The following is an 18,154-nucleotide window of genomic DNA, read 5'->3' as shown; positions in this document are numbered from 1 at the left end:
TGACCCCCTTAAAAGATTACGCCGGAATGGAAGATGACATTTGCGTACGGTGTCGCTTCTCCGGTCCGGATGATGACCTTCGCCTGCTGCGTCTGTTTTTTGAATTCCTCGTGCGTGACAAACGTCGTCTCGATCTGCATGGCTTCCAGTTGCCCGAGCACGTCCGGATTCGCTTCCTTGATCTCCGTTGCCAGAGTCAACTGTTCGATCGCCATGTCACTGGCGACGACACGGACGACGTCGAGAAATGATGGTGTGCCGAGCTCCAGTGCTAAATCAATTCGGGCGACTCCGTCTGGAATCGGTAAGCCACAATCGGCGATGACGATCGTATCGGTATGACCAAGATCGGTCAGGACTTTGCTAATATGACTGTTTAAGATACCGTTCTTCTTCATGCGTCTCCCTCCATCTGTTCCCGTGTCGGCATTCCACCTTGTGCGCCGAGAGCGCGGATGGATAAGCCGGCTGCACGGTTCGCGAAGCGAATTGCTTCGACGAGCGATTGTCCTTCCGTTAACGCAACGGCTAAGGCACCGTTAAACGTATCCCCTGCTCCTGTCGTATCAACGACCGTCGTCTCGATTGCTGGAATCGTCACGATCGACTCTCCATCGTAGAAGCGTGCGCCGCGACTGCCTTCGGTCACGATCAATTTATTCGGGTATTCCATGAGCCAATGTTCGATCGGTTGGTCTTGTCCGAAGATCAAACCACATTCATGTTCGTTTGGCGTTAAGTATGTGACGTGTTTAATCAATTCCGGACTGAGTGACATCGCCGGTGCTGGATTCAAGACGACTGGAATGCCCGTTGCATGTGCTTCGCGAGCCACGGTCTCGACCGTTTCAATTGGAATCTCGAGCTGGAGTAAGATGATTTCACTGTCTGCGAGAATCGGTGCGAGTGTATCATCTTCAAACTGCACATGTTGATTGGCAGATTGAACGACGACGATCGAGTTATCGCCTTCAGCGAGCGTGATGTGTGCCGTGCCCGTCCGTTCGCCTTCAATCGTTTGCAAGTGCGTCGTCTGCACCCCTTGTGTTTTAAAGTTTTCGCGGATCGCTTCACCGTTTGTGTCACTACCGACGCAACCGATCATTTCGACGGTACTGCCGAGACGCGCGACTGCCACCGCTTGGTTCGCACCCTTTCCACCCGGTACGGTATGAAAGGCATCCCCGATGACCGTTTCGCCTGCGCCTGGACGGCGTTTACTTTCGACGACGAGATCCATCGAGATACTGCCGATGACACTGATTTGTTTCATGCTTCCTCATCCTTCCGTTTCGTCGTTTCCCGTTCGATGATCTCAACCGTCAACTCATGATGAACGGCGGCAATCGGTGTGCCTTCAATCCGTTGAATCAAGAGTTTCGCGGCTAGTTCCCCCATTTGATAGATCGGTTGCGCAATCGTCGTCAACGGTGGTGAAATCATTTGTCCGAGTTCGATGCCGTCATAGCCGATCACTTGTAGCTCGTCCGGAATCGTGATCCCGCGTTCCGCAGCGACTTGCACCGTTGCTGCGGCGATGACATCACTCGCAGCAAAGATCCCGTTGCAATGATAGTGATCAAACAGATAGTTCGCGGCATCAAGCGCCCCTTGAAAGTGGAACGGTGACTCGATGCTTGCAACGAGATGCGTTCCAGCAATCTCTTCGAAGCCATCCCGTCGTTTCTTGATCGTCGGGAGTTTCGATGGACCACTGATGACGGCCAGTTCCGTCGCACCAGATGCAAGTAAAAATGATGCTGCCTTCTTCCCGCCTTCGTATCCGTTTGAGGTCACCGTCGGAATCGCTCCTTGTAACACACGGTCTAACGCTACGACCGGCACTTCGAGTTCTTCATAGTTCGGATTGTTCGAGTAGTTCGTCGTGATGATCAATCCGTCTACATGCATCGCCTCGAGTGACTTGATATATTCGCGTTCTTTCTGAAACTGTTCGTCTGTGTTACACAAAATGACTTGAAAGCCATGTTGATGTGCCATATCTTCCACAGCCCGTGCAAGTTGTGGGAAGAACGGGTTCGTGATGTCGGGAACGATCAAACCGATCAGTCCGGACCGTTTTTGGAACAACGATCGCGCGACCCGGTTTGGTCGATAATCCAATTGTTTGATTGCCTGAAGCACCGCCTTACGCGATTTCTCACTGACATAACCCTTTTCGTTCATGACGCGTGAGACCGTCGCGACGGAGACATGTGCTGCTTTCGCTACTTCCCGGATGGTCGACATGTTTCGCCACCTCTTTCTTTTGATAACGCTTACAAGAATCATCATATTGTGTAACCGGTTACACATCAATCATTTTTATATAAAATATATTTTATTTTTTTCGAGTTCTTGGATTGGACCATAAAAAAGAAGCCTGACGCGGAGTCAGACTTACGATCATTCCATATGATCATGCACTTGAACACTCTGAATCATGTCTTAAATAAAGACAATCAGTGAAAGACCAATCAAAATATTAATGAACCCTAGCCCATCCGTCGCTTTCGTGTACAATGACGGTTTATCTTTTTTGACACTGTCATTCAGAAACATTAATGTCACGGCAATGACTGTCGTTACGCCGAGTGGTGCATTCAAAAAACTATCGGAATACGTAAATAAGTTATTCATAATGTAGACACTGTTCAAAATGGACAAACCAAACAACACTTTATGCATGAAACTCACTCCTATAATCACCAGGATCTTACGAAACCAACTAAGATCTAATTTCGCTCTCTTTCTATTATAGAATATTCTTCCAGTTACTCTTCCTTACACTATTGAAAGAAAGTATTTGGAGGTATACGCAAATACACCGTAAGACAGCGTCACGCCAGCTTACGGTGTATTGATTGTCAGATTAGATAGCACTAGACGATTGATTTTCAGAAAAGACGGAGACTCCTGCGGGAAAGCTCTTCATCTTTTCGCTTTCTCGCCTCTTTTTCGCTCCAAGAACAAACGTCGAATCAAAGCCACAACGAACGCAATGATTGCCAGCGGCTCAAACAAATAAATCAATAGGAACGTGACATCGATGACGGCATCCTCCGGATTATAACGGATGATATAGAGCGCACCGGGTAAGATGGCAATCAGTCCGCCAATTCCGAGTGCCGTTCCCAAAATCAGACTCTGACGTGAAAACCGGCTCGTGATTTGATACAAACCGATGAATAATATGAGTTCCGTAAAATAGATGAGGCGCAACGGGATGTCACCAATCGACGTATCAAGCCCTAAAAACAAAAACCGAAATAGCATGTCGATTCCCCCTTCCCTCTAGTTCTACCCCGAACAGCGTCCTCGTAATGCTTGATTTCCAGTTTCCCTGCATATCCTCACTTCAATTAGGGAATAGCTAGAGAGTTACAGTCACATACAGAGAGTTGGGATCGGATGAAAGAAGAACACTCGATGAGGGTCGTCAGTTGTCTGAATGATTATTTCGAACGTCATCAGCAGCCCCTTCAGGTCGATCTCTTACGAGGTCTACCACCTATCGTGCTATTGTTGCGCGATGACGCGAAACGTGCCTTTCCGAAGGAAGCGAACTTGCACGATGAACTGTTACAAGACATCAAACGTTTGATTCAGGAATGTTTGGATCCCGATACACTGCGCGAATTGGGAATCGATGTCGATCTCCCGGACTTTTTCGTGACCCGTGCACCGCTTCATTCTGCCCATCATTATCTCGTTACATTCATCGAAGACTGACTTCATGTTAAAAGCAGCTATTTCTTCTTTCACAAAACATGTGAAGCAAGAGATAACTGCTTTTTTTAGGGATAATAAAAAACCGATAGCGCCAAAGCACTACCGGTCATACTTCCCTTCACGTATGGTAAAGACGACTTAATTCTCAACCTCAAGAATCGCTTCGATTTCGGCTTCTACTTCTTTGTTGACCATTTGTGAACGTTTTTTACGTAATTCGAGATCCATCTCCTGATCGATGAACTGATTCGTATGCTTGTCGAAGCAATCAAAGCAGATCGGATAGAAGTCTTTGGCTTCTTTATTCAGAGAATTGAATTCCCACGTGTCGAGTTCCAAGTAACTGACTTGGTTGTTCGTTTCAGTTCCACAGATTTCACACTTCATCTTCATTCCCCCTTACGCGTCAATCTTCGCTTTTTCGAGTTGGCGCTCTTGACGTTCCTTGATACGCTTCAAACGTCCATGATACTTCATGATGTTCGCTTGAGATTGTTTCGCTTCGTCAGTTGTCGGTTCTAAATCAGCGATGCCCCAGAATTTGACGACGACGTCTAATACTTGGTCGAAGTATTGGAGTGGTCCATAGTTCGTATCAACAGCAATCGTCTTCATCCGTTCCGTGAAGTCAGGCATGACAGCACCTGGCATCGAGAAGTTGATGATGACGTCTTCGAAGAAGACGATGAAGTTCGGGTCAAGCTCTAGGTGTGCTTTGACCGTGTCACGATAGAACGCATAATGCAGTGCTTCATCCTTCGCTAGACGACGAAGTAGCGTTGCTAAGTCTTTGTCGTGTGCCCCTGCGATTTTCGCGACGTTGTTATAGAAGACGAGTGTCGCTAACTCTTGCAGTGACGTATACGCCATTGTCGCTAACGGGTTCGTGAAGTCCGGGAACCAGCCGTTTTCAACGACGCGTCTTCTTAATTGATGAAGTCGCGTTGGATTGACGTTTCGCGTGACGAGTAAATACGTCTCGAGTAAGTTCGAGTGCTGATCTTCTTCTGCTGTCCATGTCCGGACGAAGTCATTGATGACTTCCATCGAGTTCTTGAATGTATAGTCTAAGTGCGACGTGTACCACGGTAGGTTGACTTCTGTCAGTAATGCCGTCTCGATTGCGACGATGACACCTTCCGGAAGCGTGACTTGGCTTTCGTCCCAAGGAACGCGTTTGAACGACATCGCCTTATCCCACGGAATGAACTCGTGGTAGCTCCAGTCGATGTTGGCTGAACGCTCCTTGTGAAGTCGATATAACTCTTGAATGCGTGGTTCTAAACGGATATCTAAATCTGAATTTAACATGATCGTATCTCCTTTAGACGTATTTGTCATCTGCATCGAGCAAGATGTAATTAATGCCTATAACTATTTGATTTGCACTTATTTATGAGTATAACATTTTAGTCATCTACTAGGATGAATCAATTTTTTGACAGTTCAGTATAGTTTTAATGACAAAAGTGCTTTTCATGTTTGACATTGCTTGATATACAAAAAACCTCCTATCCGTGTGTACGTATCACACGAATAGGAGGTTTTCCTTATAGCTTGTTCAAACGATCAACCTGAAATTACTTCTTGAGGTTGTAGAATGATTTGATTCCGTCGTAGACAGCAACGTCTGAAAGCATGTCTTCGATGCGGAGAAGTTGGTTGTATTTCGCGATACGGTCTGTACGTGAAAGTGAACCAGTTTTGATTTGACCAGCGTTTGTCGCAACAGCGATGTCAGCGATCGTTGAATCTTCAGTTTCACCAGAACGGTGAGAAACGACAGCTGTGTAACCAGCTTTTTTAGCCATTTCGATTGCGTCGAATGTTTCAGTCAACGTACCGATTTGGTTAACTTTGATGAGGATTGAGTTCGCGATGCCTTTTTCGATACCTTCAGCAAGTTTCTCAGTGTTCGTTACGAACAAGTCATCCCCAACGAGTTGGACTTTGTGTCCGATACGATCTGTAAGAAGTTTGTGACCATCCCAGTCGTTTTCGTCACAGCCATCTTCGATTGAGATGATTGGGTATTTGTCAACGAGTTGTGCGTAGAATTCAACAAGCTCTTCTGTTGAAAGGACTTTGCCTTCGCCAGCGAGGTTGTATGTTCCAGCTGCTTTATCGTAGAACTCAGAAGAAGCGACGTCCATTGCAAGGTAAACATCTTCGCCTGCTTTGTAGCCAGCTTTTTCGATTGCTTCAAGGATAACTGTGATTGCTTCTTCGTTTGATTTCAAGTTTGGAGCGAATCCACCCTCGTCACCAACTGCTGTGTTAAGACCCATTCCGCTAAGAACTGATTTCAACGCGTGGAAGATTTCAGCACCCATACGAAGTGCTTCTTTGAATGTTGGAGCACCGACAGGCATGATCATGAACTCTTGGAAGTCCACGTTGTTGTCTGCGTGTGATCCACCGTTGATGATGTTCATCATTGGTGTTGGTAATGTTTTCGCGTTGAATCCACCGAGGTATGTGTAAAGTGGAAGACCAAGCTCATCAGCAGCAGCACGTGCAGCAGCCATAGAAACACCAAGGATTGCGTTAGCGCCGAAGTTACCTTTGTTTTTCGTACCATCGAGATCGATCATCTTTTTGTCGATTCCAGCTTGGTCGAAGACATCGTAACCGATGATTTCTGGTGCGATTTTTTCGTTGACGTTGTCAACAGCTTTCAAAACACCTTTTCCGAGGTAACGTGCTTTGTCGCCATCACGGAGTTCGACTGCTTCGTGCTCACCAGTTGATGCACCTGATGGTACGAGTGCGCGACCGAAACCGCCATCTTCTGTATAAACTTCTACTTCTACTGTTGGGTTACCGCGTGAATCAAGAATCTCGCGTGCGTAAATCTCTGTAATCATTGACATTTAAATTCGCTCCTTTTGTGTGTAAGAAATATGTGGTGTAGCTACTTGGATCGACGGGATTATTTCTTCAATACGATCGATTTACCAGTCATCTCTGCTGGTTGGTCCGCCCCGAGGAGATCAAGGACCGTTGGTGCGAGGTCAGCGAGTGCACCTGTGAGTGGTTCAAGGAGTTCAACGTCCTCGACCGTCACGATACATGGCACGGGTTCTGTCGTATGCGCCGTCATCTTACTGCCGTCCGCATTGAGGACTTTATCCGCGTTCCCGTGGTCAGCCGTGATGACTGCCGCGCCGCCTTTGCTGAGAATCAAGTCAACGACTTTCCCAAGACACTCATCGACAGCTTCGATTGCCTTTTTCGTCGGCTCGAGCATACCCGAGTGACCGACCATATCCGGGTTAGCGAAGTTGAGGATGATCGCGTCATGTTTGTCCGAGTTGATTGCGTCGACGAGCGCGTCTGTGACTTCATAGACGCTCATCTCCGGTTTCAAGTCGTATGTCGCGACTTTTGGTGAAGGGATCAAGATCCGATCTTCCCCTTCGTATGGTTCTTCACGTTGTCCGTTGAAGAAGAACGTGACGTGCGGATACTTTTCCGTTTCCGCGATGCGTAGCTGTTTGAGACCTTGTTTTGACAATGTCTCACCAAGCGTGTTCTTGATGTCTTCAGGCGGGAAGACGATGTCCGTATCAATCGCATCCGAGTACTTCGTCATCGAGACGAGTAGCAGGTTCTTCGGTGCGTTGTCCGGAATTTCGAATCCGTCGAAGCCACCTTTTTCTTTGTAGACTTTCGAAAGCTGAATCGCACGGTCAGGACGGTAGTTGAAGAACACGATCGCATCGTTATCGTGGATCGGTGCGACTGGCGTACCGTCTTCCTGCACGACAACAGTTGGTTCGATGAACTCATCCGTTACGTCTTGTTTGTACGAAGCTTCAACCATGCCGATTGGATCCTTCGTCGTTGGACCTTCACCGAACGTGATGACGTCATAGACTTTCTTGACGCGTTCCCAACGGTTATCGCGATCCATCGCATAGTAGCGACCAGAGATACTCGCGAATTGTCCAACATTCAATTCATCCATCTTCGCTTGCGCGTCACGGAGGAAACCAGCGCCCGATTGTGGGTCGCAGTCACGACCGTCCGTGAAAGCATGGAGGTAGACTTTTTCGATTTCGTGAAGTTTCGCGAATTCGAGCACCGCATATAAGTGGTTGATGTGACTGTGGATTCCACCGTCAGAGACCAAACCGAAGATATGAAGCGCTGAACCGTATTTCTTCACGTGACCTGCCGCATCGTTCATCGCTTGACGCGAGAAGAACGAGCGATCCTTGATTGCGTTGTTGATTCGGGATAGCGATTGATAGACGACGCGACCTGCACCGATGTTGAGGTGACCCACTTCTGAGTTCCCCATTTGACCTTCAGGCAAACCGACGTATTCGCCTTTCGCATTCAACAACGTATGCGGGTATTGACCCCAGTAACGGTCGAAGTTCGGTTTGTTTGCCGCCGTAACGGCATTTCCGAACTCCTCGTCACGCATACCAAAACCATCAAGGATGATCAGTGCGACTGGACGTTTTTTCATTTAAATCGCCTCCAACAGTTTGAGGAACGATCCTGTCTCAAGACTTGCACCGCCGACGAGCGCGCCGTCGATGTCTGGTTGAGCCATATATTCTTTGATGTTTTCCGGTTTGACGCTACCACCGTATTGGATGCGGACAGCTTCTGCTGCTTCAGCACCAAATTCAGCTGCAACGACGTCACGGACGAATTTACAAGAATCTTGTGCATCTTGTTCTGTCGCTGATTTACCTGTTCCGATTGCCCAGACAGGCTCGTAAGCGACGACGAGATTTTTCACTTGGTCGACAGTAAGACCTTTGAGGCTGTTTGCTGTCTGTTCGCGGATGACGTCTTCGAACTTGCCGCCTTCACGCTCTTCCAGTGTTTCACCTACACAAACGATTGGAACGAGACCGTGCTCGAACGCTTTTTTCGCTTTGCTGTTGATGAACGCATCTGTTTCGCCGAAGTACTCACGACGCTCAGAGTGACCGAGGATGACGTATGTCACGTCGAGTTCTTTGAGCATGAGCGGGCTGATTTCACCAGTGAACGCACCGCTCTCTTTGTCGTACATGTTTTGAGCACCGATCTTAAGATCCGTACCAGCTGCTGCTTCTGTCAAGTGTGCCAAGAATACTGCTGGCGCACAGACGGCTGCGTCGACTGTCGTCGAAGCAGGTACAGCTCCTTTGACTTCCTCAACGAATGCGACTGCATCCTTGAGCGTCAGATTCATCTTCCAGTTACCTGCGATAATTGGTTTACGCATTGAGAAACACTCCCTTGTGAACTTAGATTACTTGTCGTTTAGCGCTTCGACACCAGGAAGAGCTTTCCCTTCCATGAATTCGAGACTTGCTCCACCACCTGTAGAGATGTGGCTCATTTTGTCAGCAAGACCGAATTTCTCTGCCGCAGCAGCTGAGTCGCCACCGCCGATGATTGAGTACGCATCGCTGTCCGCAAGAGCTTGCGCGACACCTTTTGTACCGTTTGCGTATTTATCGAGTTCGAATACGCCCATCGGTCCGTTCCAGACGACGAGTTTCGAGTTCTTGATTGCCTCTGCATAGAGTTCAACCGTTTTTGGACCGATATCAAGTGACATGTGATCGGCTGGGATCTCTGTGATGTCACGTGGTCCGACATATGTTTCTTCTCCGAATTCCTTCGTGATGACGCAGTCGATTGGCATGAGGAACTTAACGCCTTTTTCTTCTGCTTTCTTCATGAATTCCTTCGCTTGGTCGATTTTATCGACCTCAAGAAGTGAAGTACCGACTTCGATACCACGAGCTGTGAGGAACGTGTACGATAAGCCGCCACCGATGATCAACGTATCGACGATGTCGAGTAAGTGATCGATGACACCGATTTTGTCCGCTACTTTCGAACCACCGATGATTGCCGTGAACGGGCGATCTGGGTTAGAAAGAGCTTTACCGAGAACTTGAAGTTCTTTTTCGATGAGAAGACCGGCAACTGCTGTGTCGACATGGTGTGCGATACCTTCTGTCGATGCGTGTGCACGGTGTGCTGCGCCGAACGCGTCGTTGACGAAGACGTCAGCGAGTTTCGCGAATCCTTTAGCGAGCTCTTCGTCATTTTTCGTTTCACCAGGGTAGAAGCGAACGTTCTCTAAGACGACGACATCGCCGTTTTCGAGTTTGCTGACTGCTTCTTCTGCAACTGGACCGTATGCTTCTTCAACGAGCTTGATGTCTTTACCAAGCAATTCGCTGAGGCGTGCTACGACTGGTGCAAGTGAGAACTCAGGGTTCTTTTCGCCTTTTGGACGACCCATGTGGCTAGCGAGAATGACTTTTGCTCCACCGTCGATCAAGTGTTTGATCGTTGGGAGTGCAGCACGGATCCGTGTGTCATCCGTGATTTTACCGTCTTCCAACGGTACGTTGAAATCCACGCGTGTAAATACGCGTTTTCCTTGTACATCGATGTCGCGAATCGATTTCTTATTCATACATTCGTCCTCCGTCTCTTACGTATAGTGAGGGGCGAATGCCCCTCCCGCTTTTTTCCGCAATAAGAGCGGAGACTGATATCGTTTCCGCTCTTATTCAATTGCTATTTAATTGCTCGAATTACTTAGCGATTTCTGCGAAGTGTTTGAGTGTACGAACGAGTTGGCTAGTGTAAGACATTTCGTTGTCATACCAAGCAACTGTTTTAACGAGTTGTTTGTCGCCGACTGTCATGACTTTAGTTTGTGTTGCATCGAAGAGTGATCCGTAAGAGATACCAACGATGTCAGAAGAAACGATTTCGTCTTCAGTGTAACCGTAAGACTCGTTAGCAGCTGCTTTCATTGCTGCGTTGACTTCTTCTACAGAAACTTTTTTGTCGAGTACAGTTACGAGCTCAGTGAGTGAACCTGTAGCGACTGGTACACGTTGTGCAGATCCATCAAGTTTACCTTGAAGTTCTGGAAGAACGAGACCGATTGCTTTTGCAGCACCAGTTGAGTTTGGAACGATGTTTGCTGCTGCCGCACGTGCACGACGGAAGTCACCTTTAGGGTGTGGAGCGTCGAGTGTGTTTTGGTCACCAGTGTAAGCGTGGATCGTAGTCATGAGACCTTCAACGATTCCGAACTGATCTTGGAGAACTTTAGCCATTGGCGCGAGACAGTTTGTAGTACAAGAAGCACCAGAGATAACTGTTTCAGTTCCGTCAAGGATTTCGTGGTTCGTGTTGAAGACGACTGTTTTCATGTCGCCAGTTGCAGGTGCAGAGATAACGACTTTTTTAGCGCCAGCTTTTAAGTGAAGCTCAGCTTTTTCTTTGTCTGTGAAGAAACCAGTACATTCGAGAACGATGTCAACACCGAGCTCGCCCCATGGGAGTTCTTCTGGGTTGCGGTTAGCAAGTGTTTTGATTTCTTTACCGTTGACGAGGAAGTAACCGTCGTGTACTTCAACTTCGCCGTCGAAACGACCTTGAGTCGTATCATATTTGAGAAGGTGCGCAAGCATTTTAGTGTCTGTAAGGTCGTTGATCGCGACTACTTCGATTCCATCGAATTGAAGAATTTGACGAAGTGCCAAACGTCCGATACGTCCAAATCCGTTAATACCAACTTTTACTGCCATGATAATTTTCCTCCTTTTAATGTAAAGCGAGTTATCTATTATTCAAAAGGGGGTTACCCTTTCAAAATCGAAGCTGCTGCGCCTTCATCCGTAATCAGGATGATGTCTGGCGACTGTTTGACATAGGCGTTGATCGCTTCTGCCTTCGAATGACCACCTGCGACGACGATGACGTGTTCGACTTGCTTCAAGTCAGCCAGTTGAAGACCAACTGTCTTGACCCGGTGCACGATGTTCCCGTCTCGGTCGAAGTAATATCCGAATGCTTCCGCTACTGCCTGTTCATGTTCCAGTCGGGTCAGGAGATCCTCAGACGCGCGACGACGTTTTGCCATCGTTTTCGCCTCACCAATTCCATGTACCACGATTGAAGCACCTTTAATCATTTGAAGCACATTTTTTATGCTCGGCTCTTCGATCATCTTGACGAACGTCTCTGTACTGACCATGTCCGGGATGTGAAGCAGATGATAATCACTTTGAGCGCGTGATGCCATCCGTGAGCATACTGTGTTCGCTTGTAATTCGAGCGTTTCTCCCAGTCCTCCGCGTGCCGGAACGAACGTCATCGGACGGTGTTCCTTGTCTGGCGACATCATCGCCGCGACGGATGCCATCGTTGTACCGCCTGTGACAGCGATCGTATTGTGATGGTCTGAAGAAAGCTCTCGTTTGAGTCGTGCGACGGTTGCCCGCCCCATGTCTCGCTGTACCCAGAAGGTTTCATCGGAATCACCCGGTACGATGACGACGTCACGTACTCCGAGTCTCTCTTTCAAGGCTTTCGCCATGTCTGAGATCCCTGCGAGTTCTCCCATGATGCTGTGCATGCTGCGAAGAACATTTCGTCCTTCATCCGTCAAGGACATCCCCTGCGTCGCGACCTCTAGGAGGTCTTGCTGCTTCAAGAAGTCGACTTCCCGCCGTAAGACGCGTTCCGTCAAGCCAAGGCTCGTCGCAAGCGTACGTCGTCCGATCGGTTGCATCAGTCGTACATAATGAAGGATGTCGTAGCGTGTCTGCATTTCTTCGATCAGATCAGGCACGATTCGTTTTTGGATCTGGACTAACTGCCGAATCATGTATTTCCCTCTCCTCTCAAGTAGCTGGACGCTTTCTGTCCCGCATGTCATAACGTGTCCCACTTGGTACACCGTTATCATAACAGTCCATTTCTCGCCTTGCAAGTCTCGTTTCTCAAGTTTTTTGAAGTAAGCGGTTTCTTATCGTTTCCGTCTCGAATTTGCCATAACTCCAGATTTCCTCGTCATGCATGACGACCGGAATCTCGTATAAGAATCGTAGACTGAGCGCTTCATCCTGATCGATGTTGACTTCCTCGAACGTCCATTCCGGAAACTCATCGAGTACGAAGTCGAGTAAGATGGCGGCCTCTTCACATAGCGTACATCCCGGACGTGAATAGAGTGTTAAGTGTCTGTGTCGTTTTAATCCCATTCTGATTGCGCCTTCCTTTGCTGCATCGTTTTTTTCGTTAAACCAAGCGCTGCCCGGTACTTCGCGACCGTCCGCCTTGCGACTGTCAGACCGTCTGCTTGCAGACGATCCGTCAATTGCTGATCACTTAACGGACGATCGCTGTATTGAATGTATTCGGCGATCCGCCGTTTAATCAAAAAACTCGAATCTCCGGTTGTCGTCCGTGAGACGAACAAGTCTTCTAGAGCAACGAGACCATGGACCGTCTCGACGTACTTCGCAGCAATCGCTCGACCAATCGTTGACGGATGATGCCCCGTCGCCTCAGCGACTTGTTTTTTCGTCAATGCCTCAAGATGCAGTTCTCCTTTGAACCAACGTTCTTGTCGCTCAAGCAAAACTGAGAGGATCGCATGCATCGTGACACGGCGTCGTTCGTACGCGCGCAAAAAAGGCGTTGCCTCTTTTAGTTCGAGCCACGTCTGATCCGTATCGAGTGTCATCCAATCGATCTGAAGTTTTCCATCTAACAGGTGAATCCGTGCTTCTGCCATGACCGGTCGTTCTTCTTTAGGAAGATCCGGTGTCCGGCTCAGGCGTGTCAATCGTTTTCGCAACCGCGCTCGATCCGCCTCACTGTACTGAGCGAATACCTGACTCGCCGGTTCATGTCGCAACCGATCCGTTAGTCCGATCAATTCCGTGTCGTCTAGCTCGATTGCCTGTAACCATTGGCACTCGCGCTCCGAGCGGGCAGCGATGCCGACTGGTTCACATTGTTGTAAGAGAGTCCGTGCTTCTGTAATCGTTGCGACATCGGTCGAGAAGGATGCAGCGAGCTGCTCGTCCGACGTCCGTAATAAACCGTCCGCTTCTAAATACACGATGAGTTGTTCCGCCATATATCCTATTTCCTGTCTGACTGATTCTAAACGTATTTGTGCAAGAAGCTCGTCTTCATAGGATGCCATATTACCTGCCATCTGCTCGACCTCTAGCGAAACCTGATTCGGGTAATGACGATGCAACCGTCGTTTCAACCGTCGCCATTCCTCCTCGAGCTCTGCCGACGGTTGCTCAAGCACATGTAATTGATACTGTTGTGACGCCGATAACGTCATCTGTTGCGTCTGTTCCTGGCGTTGATCCATCGATTCCCCTCCTCCTCTTCTTATTATAGAAGAAACGTTTTAAGAAACGTGCTCTGAGCCTCTTTTAAGTCGCTAAGGAAAAGAAAAGTCATGCTTCCCTATTGCTTTCCTGAAAAAATGTCGCTATACTATTAATTGTTCAGTACATCAGATGCACCCGTAGCTCAGGGGATAGAGCACTGGTTTCCGGTACCAGGTGTCGGGAGTTCGAATCTCTCCGGGTGTACCATTTATTCAACTACAAGGCAATGCCAGCAATGGCGTTGCCTTTTTTCTATATTGATATGTTTCGTTTGCCCTTGTAATGGAAAAATACCTAAAAGTCGCATCGTATCTTTTGACCAATATTGACCAAAGGATTATGATAAGGATAAGTCGAATAGGAAGCTACATACCAACTATAAGGAGGCAAAGACTATGTTAATTCCAACAGTCATCGAACAAACAAACCGCGGGGAACGTGCTTACGATATCTACTCACGTTTGCTAAAAGACCGCATCATTCTTCTTGGGAGCGCGATTGACGACAACGTCGCCAACTCAGTCGTTGCCCAACTTCTGTTCTTAGCAGCAGAAGATCCAGATAAAGAAATCTCGCTTTACATCAACAGCCCAGGTGGTTCGATCACTGCCGGTATGGCGATTTACGATACAATGAACTTCATCAAGCCACAAGTCTCAACGATTTGTATCGGTATGGCAGCATCGATGGGTGCGTTCTTGCTTCAAGCAGGTGCAAAAGGAAAACGTTTCGCGTTACCAAACGCTGAAATCATGATCCACCAACCACTCGGTGGTACACAAGGTCAAGCATCGGATATTAAAATCCATGCGGAGCGTATCATCAAAATGCGTGAGCACCTCAACAAAATCATGGCTGAAAACACAGGACAACCACTTGAAGTCATCGAACGCGATACAGAGCGTGACAACTTCATGTCAGCACAAGCTGCTGCTGATTACGGTCTCATCGACCGCGTCATGGAACGTGCATAAGTCACCCAGAGTGTCTCCTTCGGGAGGCACTTTTTTTGTATCTGTAGGAAAGCGAACTCTTCTCTATTCATCTGCATACAACAAAAAACCTCCCGTTCCTTGTAGAACGAGAGGTCGATGATCAGTCGATCAAGTCTGTGATATCTGAAACGATGTCGTGGTTTTCACGAATCAGCGAGTAGATCGCGTTCGCATGTGGCGAAAGCTCTTCTTCTGCTTGTAATTGTTTCAGGAATAAAGATGTTGCGAACGCAACGAGTGTGCTTTTCGGTACACCGATTGATTTTGCTTTTTTCGTTAATACTTCGTCAAACTTCGCGTCTACAGTGAGCGAAATACGTTTCTTTTCGTTAGCCATTTCAAAAACTCCTTAATTCGAACATTTAGTTGCATCGACTATATATTATAGTAGACTATGGTTCATCCCGCAAGCGACCCTCTTATAAGGCCCCTGTCATCGACTCTCCATTCCGTACTTTTTCAGCGATTTGATCAATCTTCCGCAACCGGTGATTGATTCCTGATTTTGAGATGGAGCCGCTTTCGACCATCTCCCCGAGCTCTTGTAACGTGACGTCTTGATGTGTCACGCGCAAAATCGCGATCTCCTTCAACTTATCCGGTAAAACATCGAGTCCGACCGTCCGCTCAAGGAACTTGATGTTCTCGACTTGACGTAATGCCGCACCGACCGTTTTATTGAGGTTCGCCGTCTCACAGTTGACGAGACGGTTGACCGAGTTACGCATGTCTTTTAAGATTCGTACGTCCTCGAACCGTAGCATCGATTGTGTCGCATCGACGAGCTTGAGGAAATCGGAAATCTTTTCGCTCTCTTTGATATAAAGGATATGCCCTTTTTTTCGTTCAATCGCCTTCGCGTTTAAATCAAAGACGTTCGATAGACCACGGAGCGCTGCATTATGCTCTTCATATAAGCTGAAAATCTCCAAGTGATATGACGACGTCGCTGGATTGTTGAGCGAACCCCCGGCGAGGAACGCTCCTCGTAAATACGCACGCGCTTTTCGTTCATCGTTTAAAATCGTGTCACTGATCGAACGAATCATCGTGAACCCTTCCCCTAAAATTCCAAGGTCCTGCAAAATCTTGTCTGCTTGTTGCTTAACACGGACGATATAGACATTATTCTTTTTCAGACGCATTTTTTTCCGCACGAGTAAATCGAGATGGACTCCGTATGCTTTTTTCAACAGCGAATAAATCCGACGGGCAATCGAGGCATTCTCGGTCGAGATATCAAGTGTCAGACCCCGTCCGAGACCGAACGAGATTGCACCGTTCATCCGCGCGAGCGCCGCGAGTTCCGCTTTCATCTCGTGATCGGTGATCGGAATCTGCGTTAATTCTTTTTTGACTTCTGAGGCAAAGCTCATGTCAGCTCCTCCTTCCCTTCGAGTTGACGCATCCGCCGAATCGATAGTACTTTTCGCATGACGAGGCTTGCGACCGCATCTGAGTCATGGCGAATGAAATGATGATTGTAGTCGACAATATCATCTGCCAGCACTTCGACGCCTGCGAGCTCGAATTGTTTTTCATTATAGGTGACAATGTCGGCATGATCCTTTTGATACTTTTTCAAGTAACCGGCATCGATTGACTCATTATTGACGATGATCGTATCAACGACGCCTTGACCGAGAAAACGTTCGAGCGTCGATAAATGCTCATTGGCTGTAAATGCTGTCGTCTCGCCTGGTTGTGTCATGACGTTACAAATATAGACGACTGGCGCCAGTGATTGCTGAATTGCTTCCCGGATCTCATCAATCAAGACGTTCGGGATGATACTCGTATAAAGACTTCCTGGTCCAAGGACGATCACATCAGCATCGAGAATCGCTTGAATCGCTTCCGGTACCGGACGGACATCTTGTTCTTCAAGGAAAATCCGTTCAATCTTCTTACCGACCGTCGGAATCAGTGACTCGCCTTTGACGATCGTCCCGTCCTCGAATTCGGCACATAACGTGATTGTGCGCTCTGTCGCCGGATAGACTTTTCCTTCTGCGTTCAACAGTTGTCCCATGACACCGATCGCTTCGACGAACGAACCGTTACAGAGTTGTGTCGCTGCCGTCAGCATCAAGTTGCCGAGCGAATGCCCATGCAATCCTTCGCCGGTCTCAAACCGGTACTGCATGATCCGGTCCATCAAGGTTTCCGATTTCGACAAGGAGACGATGACATTGCGAATATCGCCAGGCGGCAACATATTAAACTCCGTCCGCAGACGACCAGAACTGCCGCCGTCATCCGCGACCGTAACGATCGCTGTAATGTCGAGCGGGTAATGCTTCAGTCCACGAAGAAGCGTTGAGAGTCCTGTCCCGCCACCAATGGCGACGACTTTACGTTCCCATTTCATCACTTCTCCTCCTTCGCATGCACATAATCCCGGTGATTCGTCTCGATGTGATACTGCGTCGCGAATTCCTTGCTGATGGCTTCCGCGAACGTGATCGACCGGTGTTTCCCGCCTGTACAGCCGAGGGCGATCACGAGTTGTGACTTCCCTTCCCGCTCGTATTGCGGAATCAGGAACTCGAGCAAGTCAACGAGTTTTTTATAGAACAGCTTCGCTTCCGGCCACTGCATGACGTATGATGCGACTTCCTCATCGAGTCCTGTCTTTGGACGCAGTTCCGGAATGTAGAACGGATTCGGTAAGAACCGGAGGTCAAAGACAAGATCGGCATCAAGCGGTAAGCCATGTTTGAAGCCAAACGACATGACGTTGACCGTAAACGGAATCCGCTCTCCTGTCGTAAACTCTTTCAACAAACGTTCTTTTAGCGCAAGCGGTTTGATGTCACTCGTATCGATCAGCATTTGTGCTTTATCACGGAATCCTTCAAGTAACGTCCGCTCGCGTTCAATCCCAGTCAGTGGTGAGTCAGTCGGTGCAAGCGGATGCGAACGACGCGATTCTTTGTAGCGGCGTACGAGAACATCGTTACGCGCATCGAGATAGAGCATCCGCGTTTGTAAGTTCGTCTTTTTCAAATCCTCATAAACGACAAAAAAACTATCAATGAAATCACGCGCACGTGTATCGATGGCAACGGCGATTTTAGGACGCACTTGTCCGATGACTTCGATGAGTTGTGGCAATAACGTCGGTGGTAGATTGTCAACGCAAAAATAGCCTAAATCCTCAAAGCTGTTCATTGCGACTGTCTTACCAGCCCCACTCATACCCGTAATGATCACAAGTTGCGGTTGATTCTGTTCCAT

20 protein-coding genes, 1 tRNA gene and 1 pseudogene are annotated in these 18,154 nt (G+C 48.1%); 3 read left to right on the top strand and 19 right to left on the bottom strand.

Annotated features, from left to right (window positions below; genetic code table 11):
* Positions 1 to 8: 8 nt before the first annotated feature.
* The 5 genes from rbsD to EXG77_RS03420 form a co-directional block, all read right to left on the bottom strand.
* Complete coding sequence (gene rbsD, locus EXG77_RS03440; protein WP_035396318.1) at positions 9 to 398, bottom strand: D-ribose pyranase; 390 nt, start codon at positions 396 to 398, stop codon at positions 9 to 11.
* Positions 395 to 1,273: a ribokinase gene (gene rbsK, locus EXG77_RS03435; protein WP_035396316.1), complete on the bottom strand. Its 879-nt coding sequence runs from the start codon at positions 1,271 to 1,273 to the stop codon at positions 395 to 397. Before rbsK ends, rbsD begins: the two co-directional genes overlap by 4 nt.
* Positions 1,270 to 2,250: a LacI family DNA-binding transcriptional regulator gene (locus EXG77_RS03430; protein ID WP_035396314.1), complete on the bottom strand. Its 981-nt coding sequence runs from the start codon at positions 2,248 to 2,250 to the stop codon at positions 1,270 to 1,272. Before EXG77_RS03430 ends, rbsK begins: the two co-directional genes overlap by 4 nt.
* Positions 2,251 to 2,448: 198 nt before the next feature.
* Positions 2,449 to 2,688 (bottom strand): hypothetical protein, encoded by a 240-nt coding sequence (locus EXG77_RS03425; RefSeq protein ID WP_035396311.1) that lies wholly within the window; start codon positions 2,686 to 2,688, stop codon positions 2,449 to 2,451.
* A gap of 243 nt (positions 2,689 to 2,931) precedes the next feature.
* Positions 2,932 to 3,276, bottom strand: coding sequence for a hypothetical protein (locus EXG77_RS03420; protein ID WP_035396309.1), 345 nt, complete (start codon positions 3,274 to 3,276; stop codon positions 2,932 to 2,934).
* A 153-nt stretch (positions 3,277 to 3,429) separates the two neighbouring features.
* Here EXG77_RS03420 and EXG77_RS03415 point away from each other — a divergent pair, with 153 nt between their 5' ends.
* Positions 3,430 to 3,732: a hypothetical protein gene (locus EXG77_RS03415; RefSeq protein ID WP_230088507.1), complete on the top strand. Its 303-nt coding sequence runs from the start codon at positions 3,430 to 3,432 to the stop codon at positions 3,730 to 3,732.
* A gap of 138 nt (positions 3,733 to 3,870) precedes the next feature.
* Here EXG77_RS03415 and EXG77_RS03410 read toward each other — a convergent pair whose 3' ends face one another.
* The 10 genes from EXG77_RS03410 to EXG77_RS03365 form a co-directional block, all read right to left on the bottom strand.
* A complete protein-coding gene (locus EXG77_RS03410; protein WP_230088506.1) occupies positions 3,871 to 4,119 on the bottom strand; it encodes a hypothetical protein in 249 nt (82 codons plus the stop codon).
* Positions 4,120 to 4,131: 12 nt separating this feature from the next.
* Positions 4,132 to 5,043 carry an acyl-ACP desaturase gene (locus tag EXG77_RS03405; protein WP_035396308.1) on the bottom strand — a complete coding sequence of 304 codons (912 nt, stop codon included), beginning with the start codon at positions 5,041 to 5,043 and terminating at the stop codon, positions 4,132 to 4,134.
* 269 nt (positions 5,044 to 5,312) lie between these two features.
* Positions 5,313 to 6,605 (bottom strand): phosphopyruvate hydratase, encoded by a 1,293-nt coding sequence (gene eno / locus EXG77_RS03400; RefSeq protein ID WP_023469213.1) that lies wholly within the window; start codon positions 6,603 to 6,605, stop codon positions 5,313 to 5,315.
* Positions 6,606 to 6,664: 59 nt separating this feature from the next.
* On the bottom strand, positions 6,665 to 8,212 hold the full coding sequence (gene gpmI, locus EXG77_RS03395; protein WP_035396306.1) for a 2,3-bisphosphoglycerate-independent phosphoglycerate mutase: 1,548 nt from the start codon (positions 8,210 to 8,212) through the stop codon (positions 6,665 to 6,667).
* On the bottom strand, positions 8,213 to 8,965 hold the full coding sequence (gene tpiA / locus EXG77_RS03390) for a triose-phosphate isomerase (RefSeq protein ID WP_023469215.1): 753 nt from the start codon (positions 8,963 to 8,965) through the stop codon (positions 8,213 to 8,215).
* A 27-nt stretch (positions 8,966 to 8,992) separates the two neighbouring features.
* Entirely contained in the window at positions 8,993 to 10,177 is a 1,185-nt protein-coding gene (gene pgk / locus EXG77_RS03385; protein ID WP_035396304.1) for a phosphoglycerate kinase, read from the bottom strand.
* 121 nt (positions 10,178 to 10,298) lie between these two features.
* A complete protein-coding gene (gene gap, locus EXG77_RS03380) occupies positions 10,299 to 11,306 on the bottom strand; it encodes a type I glyceraldehyde-3-phosphate dehydrogenase (RefSeq protein WP_023469217.1) in 1,008 nt (335 codons plus the stop codon).
* A 53-nt stretch (positions 11,307 to 11,359) separates the two neighbouring features.
* Complete coding sequence (locus tag EXG77_RS03375) at positions 11,360 to 12,388, bottom strand: sugar-binding transcriptional regulator (protein ID WP_023469218.1); 1,029 nt, start codon at positions 12,386 to 12,388, stop codon at positions 11,360 to 11,362.
* Positions 12,389 to 12,503: 115 nt separating this feature from the next.
* Positions 12,504 to 12,764 (bottom strand): glutaredoxin family protein, encoded by a 261-nt coding sequence (locus EXG77_RS03370; RefSeq protein WP_023469219.1) that lies wholly within the window; start codon positions 12,762 to 12,764, stop codon positions 12,504 to 12,506.
* A complete protein-coding gene (locus tag EXG77_RS03365) occupies positions 12,755 to 13,897 on the bottom strand; it encodes an RNA polymerase subunit sigma-54 (RefSeq protein ID WP_035396302.1) in 1,143 nt (380 codons plus the stop codon). The genes EXG77_RS03370 and EXG77_RS03365 overlap by 10 nt, the downstream gene beginning before the upstream one ends.
* A gap of 153 nt (positions 13,898 to 14,050) precedes the next feature.
* Between EXG77_RS03365 and EXG77_RS03360 the strand changes: the two genes are divergently transcribed.
* A tRNA-Arg gene (locus EXG77_RS03360) sits at positions 14,051 to 14,126 on the top strand.
* Positions 14,127 to 14,308: 182 nt separating this feature from the next.
* A pseudogene (clpP, locus tag EXG77_RS03355) lies at positions 14,309 to 14,893 on the top strand (ATP-dependent Clp endopeptidase proteolytic subunit ClpP); the annotation flags it as partial.
* Positions 14,894 to 15,014: 121 nt separating this feature from the next.
* On the opposite strand, the gene EXG77_RS03350 reads toward clpP, so the two are convergent.
* From EXG77_RS03350 to rapZ, 4 genes are all read right to left on the bottom strand, one after another.
* A complete protein-coding gene (locus EXG77_RS03350; RefSeq protein ID WP_023469221.1) occupies positions 15,015 to 15,251 on the bottom strand; it encodes a hypothetical protein in 237 nt (78 codons plus the stop codon).
* An 82-nt stretch (positions 15,252 to 15,333) separates the two neighbouring features.
* Positions 15,334 to 16,290 carry a DNA-binding protein WhiA gene (gene whiA / locus EXG77_RS03345; protein WP_023469222.1) on the bottom strand — a complete coding sequence of 319 codons (957 nt, stop codon included), beginning with the start codon at positions 16,288 to 16,290 and terminating at the stop codon, positions 15,334 to 15,336.
* The gene (gene yvcK / locus EXG77_RS03340) at positions 16,287 to 17,285 is read right to left on the bottom strand and encodes a YvcK family protein (protein ID WP_023469223.1); all 999 of its coding nucleotides are present in this window, start codon (positions 17,283 to 17,285) and stop codon (positions 16,287 to 16,289) included. Before yvcK ends, whiA begins: the two co-directional genes overlap by 4 nt.
* Positions 17,285 to 18,154: an RNase adapter RapZ gene (gene rapZ / locus EXG77_RS03335; protein ID WP_023469224.1), complete on the bottom strand. Its 870-nt coding sequence runs from the start codon at positions 18,152 to 18,154 to the stop codon at positions 17,285 to 17,287. The genes yvcK and rapZ overlap by 1 nt, the downstream gene beginning before the upstream one ends.

This window comes from Exiguobacterium sp. OS-77, from assembly GCF_000414195.2.
In the GTDB taxonomy this organism is placed as follows: Bacteria; Bacillota; Bacilli; order Exiguobacteriales; family Exiguobacteriaceae; genus Exiguobacterium_A; species Exiguobacterium_A indicum.
Note: the sequence above shows the minus strand (reverse complement) of the source record. Positions and strands in the feature narration are given on the sequence as shown.